This is a genomic window from Nocardioides sp. NPDC047086, from assembly GCF_040643685.1.
Taxonomy (GTDB): domain Bacteria; phylum Actinomycetota; class Actinomycetes; order Propionibacteriales; family Nocardioidaceae; genus Nocardioides.
Map to the genome: position 1 here is coordinate 24047 of NZ_JBEYUV010000047.1, position 10168 is coordinate 34214.

The 10168-nt window shown below is 69.6% G+C and carries 9 protein-coding genes; 7 read left to right on the forward strand and 2 right to left on the reverse strand.

Annotation, left to right across the window (positions count from 1 at the left end):
- Positions 1-12: 12 nt before the first annotated feature.
- From ABZ796_RS24735 to ABZ796_RS24745, 3 genes are all read left to right on the forward strand, one after another.
- Positions 13-981, forward strand: a complete 969-nt coding sequence (locus tag ABZ796_RS24735; RefSeq protein WP_357340572.1) for a MoxR family ATPase — start codon at positions 13-15, stop codon at positions 979-981.
- A gap of 170 nt (positions 982-1151) precedes the next feature.
- Positions 1152-2336, forward strand: coding sequence for a DUF58 domain-containing protein (locus ABZ796_RS24740; RefSeq protein WP_357340574.1), 1185 nt, complete (start codon positions 1152-1154; stop codon positions 2334-2336).
- Positions 2333-4576, forward strand: coding sequence for a transglutaminaseTgpA domain-containing protein (locus ABZ796_RS24745; RefSeq protein ID WP_357340576.1), 2244 nt, complete (start codon positions 2333-2335; stop codon positions 4574-4576). Before ABZ796_RS24740 ends, ABZ796_RS24745 begins: the two co-directional genes overlap by 4 nt.
- Before the next feature lies 1 nt (position 4577).
- Here ABZ796_RS24745 and ABZ796_RS24750 read toward each other — a convergent pair whose 3' ends face one another.
- Positions 4578-4943, reverse strand: coding sequence for a PPOX class F420-dependent oxidoreductase (locus ABZ796_RS24750; RefSeq protein WP_357340578.1), 366 nt, complete (start codon positions 4941-4943; stop codon positions 4578-4580).
- A gap of 189 nt (positions 4944-5132) precedes the next feature.
- On the opposite strand from ABZ796_RS24750, the gene ABZ796_RS24755 reads away from it, so the two are divergent.
- Entirely contained in the window at positions 5133-5660 is a 528-nt protein-coding gene (locus ABZ796_RS24755; protein WP_357340579.1) for a DinB family protein, read from the forward strand.
- A gap of 15 nt (positions 5661-5675) precedes the next feature.
- Here the strand turns inward: ABZ796_RS24755 and ABZ796_RS24760 are convergent, their stop codons facing one another.
- Positions 5676-6857 carry a helix-turn-helix domain-containing protein gene (locus tag ABZ796_RS24760; RefSeq protein WP_357340581.1) on the reverse strand — a complete coding sequence of 394 codons (1182 nt, stop codon included), beginning with the start codon at positions 6855-6857 and terminating at the stop codon, positions 5676-5678.
- Positions 6858-6929: 72 nt separating this feature from the next.
- On the opposite strand from ABZ796_RS24760, the gene ABZ796_RS24765 reads away from it, so the two are divergent.
- The 3 genes from ABZ796_RS24765 (at position 6930) to ABZ796_RS24775 (ending at position 10043) form a co-directional block, all read left to right on the forward strand.
- Positions 6930-8090 carry a ferredoxin reductase gene (locus ABZ796_RS24765; protein ID WP_357340583.1) on the forward strand — a complete coding sequence of 387 codons (1161 nt, stop codon included), beginning with the start codon at positions 6930-6932 and terminating at the stop codon, positions 8088-8090.
- A 28-nt stretch (positions 8091-8118) separates the two neighbouring features.
- Entirely contained in the window at positions 8119-9369 is a 1251-nt protein-coding gene (locus tag ABZ796_RS24770; RefSeq protein ID WP_357340584.1) for an acyl-CoA desaturase, read from the forward strand.
- Positions 9370-9491: 122 nt separating this feature from the next.
- On the forward strand, positions 9492-10043 hold the full coding sequence (locus ABZ796_RS24775) for a hypothetical protein (protein WP_357340586.1): 552 nt from the start codon (positions 9492-9494) through the stop codon (positions 10041-10043).
- Positions 10044-10168 lie beyond the last annotated feature (125 nt).

Consider the following 10168-nt stretch of genomic DNA (forward strand, 5'->3'; position numbering starts at 1 on the left):
GGAGAGAAGAAGATGACCGTCACGACCGAGCAAGCTCGCTGGTTCCACGAGACCTTCGAGAAGTTGTGCGACAACGTCGAGAAGGCGGTGCTGGGCAAGCGCAACGTGATCCGCCTGGTGCTGACCGCGCTGCTCTCCGAGGGCCACCTGCTCCTCGAGGACTACCCGGGCACGGGCAAGACGCAGCTCGCCCGCGCGCTGGCCAACACCGTCCAGGGGTCGCACGCGCGCATCCAGTTCACGCCTGACCTGCTGCCCTCCGACGTGACCGGCGTGACCGTCTACGACCAGGGCAAGGCCGCCTTCGAGTTCCACCCCGGCCCGATCTTCCACTCGATCGTGCTCGCCGACGAGATCAACCGGGCCTCCCCGAAGACCCAGAGCGCCCTGCTCGAGGTCATGGAGGAGGGCCGGGTCACCGTCGACGGCGCCACCCGCGAGGTCGGCCGCCCGTTCATGGTGATCGCGACCCAGAACCCGATCGAGCAGGCCGGGACGTACCGGTTGCCCGAGGCGCAGCTGGACCGCTTCCTGATGAAGACCTCGGTCGGCTACCCCGACCAGAACGCCACCGTCGAGCTGCTGATGAACTCCTCGGTCCGCGACCGGGCCACCCTGGTCACCCCGATCATCACCGCCCCGACGGTCACCCAGATGGCCGAGATGGCCGACCAGGTCTACATCGACCCCGCGATCGTCGCCTACGTCTCCGCGTTGGTCGACGAGTCGCGCCGCCACAAGCACGTACGCCTCGGCGCCTCCATGCGCGGCTGCCTCGCCCTGGTGCGCACCGCCAAGGTGTGGGCGCTCGCCGAGGGTCGCTCCCAGGTGCTGCCCGACGACGTCAAGTCGCTCGCCGAGCCGGTGCTCTGCCACCGCCTGATCCTCGACCCTGAGGCGATGTTCAACGGCGTCACGGTCGAGGACGTCATCGGTGACCTGCTCACCTCGGTCCCGGCACCGCAGGAGCGCGTGGCGTGAGTTCCCCGCCGCCCCCGTTGGCTGAGCCGGATTCGCGAGGTACGAGCGAATCCGTGTCGAAACCAACACAGTCCCCTCGGCGCTCGCTGAAAACCGTGTTGGTCTCGACACGCTCGCTTGCGCTCGCGGCTCGACCAGCGGTGACAGCGGCTCGATCAGCGGTTGTGGGAGTGGCTCGACCGACGGTGGTGAAGTGGTTCGGCACGGTGACCTCGATCGGCTGGGGCGTCCTGCTCCTCGGCGCCCTGGCCTGGGTCGCCGCGACCGCGCTCGGCTGGATCGAGGCGGCCGTGGTGGCGATGGCGGCGCTGTTCCTTGTGATCGGTGCGGCCTTCTTCATGATCGGGCGCACCCGGCTCGCGGTGGCGACCGTGGTCGAGCCGCCGCGGGTCGCCGTCGGCCAGGCGCTCACCGGCGAGCTGCGGGCACGCAACGAGGCGCGCGGTCCGCTCGTCTCGACGAGCCTGGAGTTCCCGATCGGGGCTGGCGGGGTGACGTACGACCTGCCGGTGCTGCTCCCCGGTGCCGAGCACACCGAGCTGTTCGTGGTGCCGACCCAGCGCCGTGGCGTGATCGACGTCGGGCCGGTCCGGACGGTGCGGGGTGACCCGCTCGGGCTCTTCCGGCGGGTGCAGGAGTGGACCGACCGCACCGAGGTGTTCGTCCACCCGCGAACCACCCACCTGGAGCCCTTCGGGGTCGGCCTGGTCCGTGACCTCGAGGGGTCGACGGCACAGAACACCTCGATGAGCGACCTCGCCTTCCACGCCCTGCGCGAGTACGTCCCCGGCGACGACCTGCGCCACATCCACTGGCGGAGCTCGGCCCGCCACGGCCAGCTGCTGGTGCGCCAGTTCCTCGACACCCGCCGCTCTCACATCGTCGTCATCGTCGACTCCTCGCCGATGTCCTACGACTCCGAGGACGAGTACGAGACCGCGATGTCGATCGCGGGCTCCCTGCTGCGTCGCGGGATCCTCGACGAGTTCGACGTCTCGTTCGCGACCGGCGACGTGATGATGGTGCGGGCCACCGCGGCGAGCGGGGGAGGGCGTACGGCCCTGGACGCCTGCTCCCGGGCGAAACCCCAGCAGACCAACCTGATCGAGATCACCGCCGAGGCCGCCCGGCAGGCGCCGGACGCGTCGCTGGTGATGCTGGTGACCGGGCGCTACCCGGAGTTCGTGACCCTGCAGCGTGCGGCCGGGCAGTTCTCGGTCGACGCCACCACCGTCGCCGTGCGGGTCGACTCCTCGCAGCGCGCCGGGTTCAAGGCGATCGCCGATCTGCCGATGATCACCCTTCCCGATCTGGAGCAGCTGCCGATCGTGCTCTCGAAGGGGTTGTCCGGATGAAGATGACGAGACACCACGCCGTCGACGCCCTTCTCCTCTTCCTGCTCGGCACCATCGCCTTCCTCGGCTTCGATGACACCTACGCCGGCTGGACCTACCTCATCGCCGGTGTCGCCGGGCTGCTGCTCGGCATCCTCATCGCCTTCGTCGGCCGCGGCCAGCCGGTGGTCGTGCTGGCCGTCGGGCTTCTGGCTGCCTTCTTCGTGCTGGGCGGTGCGGTCGCGCTGCACGGCATCGGCGACCTCTCGTTCCTCCCGGTCCCCGACACGATCGGCACGCTCGCCGACAACTCCGTGCACGGCTGGAAGCGGCTGCTGACCACGCTGCCGCCGGTCGACGGCGGGGCGCTGCTGACGATCCCCTACATCCTCGGCCTGGTCGCCGGCTGTATCGGCTTCGCGCTGGCGGTGCGGACGAAGGCAGCCCTGCCGCCGGTGCTCGTCGCGTTCGCGCTGATGGCCGGCGTGATCCTCCTCGGCGTACAGGACCCGTCCAAGACCGCTCTGCTCGGTGCGCTCTTCGGGGCGATCGCGATCACCTGGCTGTGCATCCGTGGCATGCGGGCACGTGCGCTCGCCGCCGGGGGCCGCCGTCTCTCCCGGACCGCGATCGGAGCCGGCCTGTGCCTGGGCGCGGCCGGGCTGGCGTTCCTCGGCGGGCCGCTGCTGCCGGGGCTCGCGCCCGAGCGTACGGTGCTGCGCGGCGAGATCGAGCCGCCCTTCAACGTCGGGCAGTACCCGTCGCCGCTGGCCGGCTTCCGGGTCTACACCAAGGGCTACCAGACGCCGGAGGACGACCGCCGGCTCTACGAGAAGGACCTCTTCACCGTCTCGGGCCTGCCCGAGGGCACCCGGGTCCGGGTCGCCGCGATGGATTCGTACGACGGCACCGTCTGGCGCGCGGCCAACGACTCCGGCGAGACCGAGGGCCCCGACGACACCTTCCAGAAGATCAGCTCGACGTTGCGCAACCCGCTCGCCGACGGCAAGCAGGTGCGCGGGACGATCACGATCGGGGAGGACTTCGGCGGCGTCTGGGTGCCGCTGCCCACCGCGCTCACGCACATCTCGTTCGACGGTCCCGACTCCGACTCGTTCCGCTACAACCTGGCCACCTCCACCGGCGTCCTGCCGTCCGCGCTGAAGCCCGGCGACTCCTACTCCTTCACCGCCTCGGCCGCCGACGAGAAGGTCGGGAAGAAGAGCGAGACCTGGTCGGGCGGATCGCCGATCGGCGACGAGGCCGCCCAGTTCCAGGCGCTCGCGGCCGAGTACGCCGGCGGTGGTGACTCACCGATCACCAACGCGCTGGCGGTGGCCTCGAAGCTGAAGGAGGAGGGCACCTACACCGACGGCGAGCCGCCCAACCAGCAGTACCCGGCCGGCCACTCGCTGCGTCGTCTCGCCGACTTCACCGCCAAGGGCGGCCAGCTCGCCGGCAACGACGAGCAGTACGCCGCGCTGATGGCGGTCCTCGCCAACCAGGTCGGCGTGCCGGCCCGGGTGGTGCTCGGCGCCGTCGTCGGCTCGGACGGCGTCGTCCAGGGCAAGGACATGCACGCCTGGGTCGAGCTGCGGATGTCGGACGGGTCCTGGGCCACCCTGGACTGGTCGGAGTTCATGAACACCGAGAAGCCGCCCGAGCAGAACGCTCCCCAGCCCGAGGAGCTCGTCACCGGCAAGGTCGTCCCGCCGCCGGCGCCCGTACGCCCGCCCGCGACCTCCGGCGACCCGCTGGACGAGTCGGTCAACCAGAAGGCCAACTCGCGTCCCGACGGGTTCACGCTGCCGGGCTGGCTGGTCGCCGTCTTCACGTACGTCGGAATCCCGCTGCTGCTCATCGCGGCGGTGTGCGGGGCGATCATCGGGGCCAAGATCTGGCGCCGGCACCGCCGGCGAACACGTGGCACCCCGGTCGCCCGTCTCTCCGGCGGCTGGCGTGAGACCCTCGACCACGCCCGTGACTTCGGGGTCGGGGTGCCCGTCGGGGGCACCCGCCGCGAGCAGGCGTCGGTGCTGTCCGCCTCCCCGGGCATGGACGGTGCGCCGGGGCTGGCGCTGCTCACCGACACCACGATGTTCGGCGAGGCCGGACCCGACGACGCCGAGGTCGCCGCGTTCTGGGAGCAGGTCGGGACGCTTCGCTCGTCGGTCTCCGACTCGCGCACCAGGTGGCAGCGGATCCGGGCGGCCATCAACCCGCTCTCGCTGGTGCCCGCCCGGCTGTTCCGGAAACGCTGAGTCAGTCCCCGAGCCCGTAGTCCCTGATCCACTCCGGGGTGATCCGGAGGATCTCGCGCGACATCCCCCTCATCGGCGGGTCCACGTCCGTGAGCGCCTCGGCGGTGCCACGGATCTCGACCATCCGCGGCTTCCACGGGTTGGTCGACTCCAGATCGTCGACCACGAAAGCCACCTGGGGGTGCTTCTGGGCGTTCCGGAACTTCCGGGACCTGCCCATCTGGTGGCCGCCGATGAGGATCCGGTGCTCCTCGTCGATCTTGAACCCGACCGGGTTGTTCTGCAGCCCGCCGTCGGGGGCCAGGGTCGCCAGCCTTCCCAGCGGCTGCGTGCGCAGGTAGCGGAGCTGTACGTCGGTGAACTTCATGCCTCCAGGGTGAGTGCTCAAGCCGGATTGAGGTCAAGGTCCCTGCCGAGTCGGCTCGAACTGACGAGATTTTCGCGCCGAGTCGGCGCGTCATGACGAGCCGACTCGACGTGGTGGTGCGGGCTGGCCCCGCCCGTGCGATCTCTAAGCGGAAGAGTTGCGTCCGGAATCGGGCCTAGCGTGAGCGGCATGACGATCGAGATGACCCCGGTCATGGACGAGACCGGGACGCTGCTGAGCACGCTCGACCGGATCCGGCGTACGTTCGCCTGGAAGTGCGGCGGGCTGACCGACGAGCAGCTGCGTCAGCGGCTGGAGCCGTCCAGGATCACCCTCGGCTGGCTCCTCAAGCACCTCGCGTTCTGCGAGGACCACTACTTCACCGCGGTCCTCGCCGACAGCGGCTATCCGGACCTCTGGGCGGCCTACCGTCCCGGCGAGGAGGGTTGGGACTGGAGAACCGAGGAGGACGACACCGCCGAGGGGCTGATGGTCCTCTGGGAGGGCGCGGTCGCCCGGTCCCGCCGTTCGATCGCGGCCGCCCTCGCCAGGGACGGGATGGACACGCTCGCGACCAACCCCGAGTGGGGTGTCGAGGCCAACGCCCGCCGCTACGTCGCCGACATGATCGAGGAGTACGCCCGCCACACCGGCCACGCCGACCTGATCCGCGAGTCCATCGACGGCCTCGTCGGCGAGGACCCGCGGGACGGGTGACGCCTGACCGACGGATCAGCCCAGGGCGACCGTGAGGGCGAGAAGCATCGCGGGGTCGTCCAGCCGCTCCCCGTACACGTCGCGCAGCTGCCCCATCCGGTAGCGGACGGTCTGGGGGTGGATGAAGAGCTCGGCGGCGACCTCGTCGCGCCGGCCCTGGTGGAGGAGCCAGGAGCGGAGGGTCTCGGTGAGCTTCTCGGCGGTGGCGGGGCGCAGGTCGGCCAAGGGCTCGAGGACCTGGGCGCGCAGGTCCTCGCGAGCGTCGGTGTCGGCGGAGAGGACCAGCTCGACCAGGTGCTGCTCGGTGTCGGAGCCGAGGCCGGCGACGTGGGCGCGCCGGGCGCGCTCGTAAGAGATCCGGGCTTCTCGCCACGGCTTGGCCGGTCCGACGACGGCCCGGCGCCCCTCCAGCGCCTTCATCAGCGCCCGGCGCCGGCGGCCGTGGGCATCGGGGACGAGCAGCAGGGTGTGATCGTCGAGGTCGACCAGATCGTCGTGCTCCAGCGTCGCCTGGTTGACCTTGGCGAGGATGGTGCCGACCTGGGAGTTGGGGACGAGGACGGCGGTCAGGGTGCTCGGTGGGGTCCATTCGGCGCGCACCGCCGCGTCGTCCAGCTCCTCCGGGGTCGCCCCGGCCAGCACCTGCCGGGCCAACCGTTCACGCAGCTGCCGCTGCACCCGGCCGGTGGTGGCGCGCTCATCGGCGTGCCCGGCGGCGGAGGCCTCGGAGATCTCATCGATCCAGGCGAAGACCAGTGCCGCGAACTCGACCAGCCCTTCCGGTGCCATACCGCCCTCGACCGCCTTGCTGGAGAGCTCTCGCCAGGCGACCCGGGCACCGATGCGGTACGCCGCCAGCAACGCCTCGGTCGTCCGGCCGGAGCGGGCTTCGCCGCGCCCCAGCCCGTACGCACCCTCGAGCGCCGGGGGAGTAGCGGTCGCCACCTCGGCGGGGAGGTCGTCCACTGAGGCCAACGACAGGAACCCGCCCAGCGCGATGCCCACGGCCGTGCGGATCGTCTCGCCCATCGGCCCGGAGAAGGCGTCGCGGTAGGCGGGCACCTCGGCGGTGATCGCGGCGACGACGTCCTCACTGACCCGGGGCAGCACCTCCCGTATCGATGCGACGATCTCGGGCGTCAGATGGACGTCATAGGACGAAAGTGCGGGGACTTCGCGGGAACTTTTGTTCGTCACGTATAAATCCGCCTATCAGATTCACGTCGCTCACACAGGAGTTTACCTCCCACAAATAGCATCATGGAATACATGGTTGAGATGTCCACGTCCCCCGCTCTGTTCGCTCCGGGCGAGGTCAGGCGACCCGCATGGCGGGAGCGGTTCTCGCGCAAGGCGTGGGGGGTCGCCGAGAAGATCGCCACGCCGCTGGCGCCGGCCGACTACCTGGACATGTTCAACCCCCTCCGACCCGGCGCTGACCTGCGAGGACGCGTCGTCAAGGTCACCCCGGAGACCGCCGACGCCGCCACCATCGAGATCAAGCCCGGCGCCGACTGGGACGGTCACGCCCCGGGTCAGTACGTCCGCGTGGGCGTCGATGTCAACGGCGTACGCCACTGGCGGGCCTACTCGCTGACCCACGGCCCCCGCAAGGACGGCCTCATCTCGATCACCGTCAAGGCCGTGCCCGACGGCAAGGTCTCCAGCCACCTGGTGCGCCGCCTGCGCCCCGGCAAGATCGTCCACCTCGAGCAGGCTGCCGGCGACTTCGTGCTGCCCAGCGACCTGCGCGGCCACAAGTTCCTGATGGTCACCGCCGGCTCCGGCGTGACCCCGGTCATCGGGATGCTGCGCAACCTCTTCCCGGTCACCGACGAGGGCGTCGTCGAGCACCAGCGGCTCGATGTCACCGTCGTCCACGTCGCCCCCAGCCGCCCCGACTCGATCTTCATCCGCAACCTCGAGTCACTCGCCGAGGCCGGCGCGATCCGCCTCGTCACCCGCTACACCGGCACCGAGGGCCGCATCGACATCGACACCCTCACCGAGCTCGTCCCCGACCTGCGGGAGCGCAAGGCGTACGCCTGTGGGCCTGCCGGTCTCCTCGACCACCTCCAGACCTGGTACGACGAGGCGGGGCTGCCGCTCCAGACCGAGCAGTTCCGCCTGGCCACCGTCGTGACCAGCGAGGGCGGCACCGTCGCCTTCACCGGCAAGACCGTCGAAGCACCTGGTGACAGGCCGATCCTCGACGCCGCCGAAGAGGCCGGCGTCCTCATGCCGAGCGGCTGCCGGATGGGCATCTGCTTCGGCTGTGTGCTCCCGATGAAGGAGGGCGCCGTCCGCGACCTCCGCAACGGCGAGCTCACCGTCGCCCGACCGGGTGAGACCGGCCCCGAAGGGGTACCGATCCAAACCTGCATCTCCGCCGCCGCCGGCGAGTGCGTCATCGACCACCCTGCCTCCTGACCCCCCACAAGACGAGAGCGAGACAGACATGACCATCGCACCTGACGCTCCGGCCTACACCGGCCCGATCGCCCACCTGACCCGCGACGACATCGAGCAGCTCGGCCGCGAGCTCGACGCCATCCGCCAAGAGGTCATCGACACCCGCGGCGAGCGGGACGCGGCCTACATCCACAAGGTCATCAAGGTCCAGCGCTCGCTGGAGCTCGGCTCCCGTGCCGTCCTGCTCGCGAGCATCTTCCCGCCGGCATTCGTCGTCGGCACCGTCGGTCTCTCCATCGCCAAGATCCTGGACAACATGGAGATCGGCCACAACATCATGCACGGCCAGTGGGACTGGATGCGTGACCCGAAGATCCACTCGACCGTGTGGGAGTGGGACAACGCCTCCACGAGCGAAGGGTGGAAGCACTCCCACAACGAGCTGCACCACACCTACACGAACATCGTCGGCAAGGACAATGACCTCGGCTGGGGCATCATGCGCGTCGACGAGGAGCAGCGCTGGACCCCGTCGAGCCTGTTCCAGCCCGCGATGAACTTCATCAACATGTGCATCTTCGAGTACGGGATCGCGGCCTACGACCTCGAGCTCGGCCGGGTGATCCGGCAGAAGAAGAAGGGCCGCCGCCCGAGCGCCGAGTGGCAGATGGCGGCGAAGCGTACGGTCGCCAAGATCCGCCGTCAGGCGTTCAAGGACTACGTCGCCCACCCGCTCGTCTCGATGGTCACGCTGTCGGGCCCGACGACGCTGCTGGCCAACGTGATCGCCAACTTCACCCGCAACGTCTGGACCCACTCGGTGATCATGTGCGGTCACTTCCCCGAGGGTGTCGAGACCTTCGAGCTCAAGGACATCCCGGAGAACGAGACCCGCGGTGAGTGGTACGTCCGGCAGATGCTCGGTTCGGCCAACATCTCCGGCTCGAAGTTCCTGCACGTGATGACCGGCAACCTGTCCCACCAGATCGAGCACCACATCTTCCCGGACCTGCCCTCGAACCGCTACGCCGAGATCGCGCCGAAGGTGCGCGCGCTCTTCGACAAGTACGGCCTCAACTACCACACCGCGCCGATGCCGCAGCAGGTCGCTTCGGCCTGGCACAAGGTCGTGCGCCTCTCGCTGCCCAACGGCTTCCTCGAGTCCACCAACGTGCGCAACGCCCCCAAGCAGGTCGTCAAGCTGGTCAAGGCGGTCCGCGGCGACACCCGCACGCGGCGCCGGCTCCTCAAGGAGTTCGAGGCCGCCGGCGCGGCCTCGGTCGGCAAGGCCGTCTGAGGCTCGTCCCTGGCGCGACCTCCGCTGGTTCACACCTCGGTCACACCTCCACCACGGTGACGGATGTCGTATGGACATCACCCGCCGAGACCGGTAGACAACTAGGCACTATGGAGAACGAGTTGATTCCCGGAACTGAGTCGCGGACCGCGGTGCGCAGCTATGTGACCGCCAACAAGCCGAACCCGTCGGCGCTCGCCGAGGGGCTGTGGGTGCTGCCTCCCGACGTACTCTCCAGTGGCGACCGCGCGGTCCTCTTCGACCAGTACAAGCTCTACGTCGCCGAGACCGAGCGGCTCAGCGTGCGGCGTACGATCACCAGCGCGTTCTTCCTGATCCTCAACGTCGGTGTCCTGGTCGCCGGCACCGCGCTCGTGGCCGCCGCCCCGGAGCGTCCGTGGCTGTTCACGGTCGCGCTGATCGCCGCCCTCGGCCTGTGTCTCGGCTGGTTCTGGATCGTCCGCTCCTACCGGCAGATGGCGAGCGGGAAGTACGCCGTCATCACGCACCTCGAGAAGCAGCTCCCCGCAGCTCCCGGGGTTGCTGAGTGGTCGGCCGTCGGCCTCGGTCAGGACAGCTCGCGCTACCTGCCGATGAGCAACATCGAGGTGTGGGCACCGACGCTCTTCGCGTTCTGCCACGTCGCGACGTACGCCCTCCTCTACATCCCCTGACGCCGGTTGAAGGCCACTTCGTTCAGACCTCGGAGCCGCTAGGTGTACCCGGTCAAGAGGTTGGTAGCAGGTCGTTGACGTGGGGAGAGCCTCCGGGGTGAGGTGTGGATTGTCTAGATTCACGC

Coding starts and splice junctions, on each gene's coding strand:
- ABZ796_RS24770 (WP_357340584.1), top strand. CDS start 8,119: ATGACCATCGCACCTGACGCTCCGGCCTACACCGGCCCGATCGCCCAC.
- ABZ796_RS24765 (WP_357340583.1), top strand. CDS start 6,930: ATGGTTGAGATGTCCACGTCCCCCGCTCTGTTCGCTCCGGGCGAGGTC.
- ABZ796_RS24735 (WP_357340572.1), top strand. CDS start 13: ATGACCGTCACGACCGAGCAAGCTCGCTGGTTCCACGAGACCTTCGAG.
- ABZ796_RS24750 (WP_357340578.1), bottom strand. CDS start 4,943: ATGAAGTTCACCGACGTACAGCTCCGCTACCTGCGCACGCAGCCGCTG.
- ABZ796_RS24745 (WP_357340576.1), top strand. CDS start 2,333: ATGAAGATGACGAGACACCACGCCGTCGACGCCCTTCTCCTCTTCCTG.
- ABZ796_RS24755 (WP_357340579.1), top strand. CDS start 5,133: ATGACGATCGAGATGACCCCGGTCATGGACGAGACCGGGACGCTGCTG.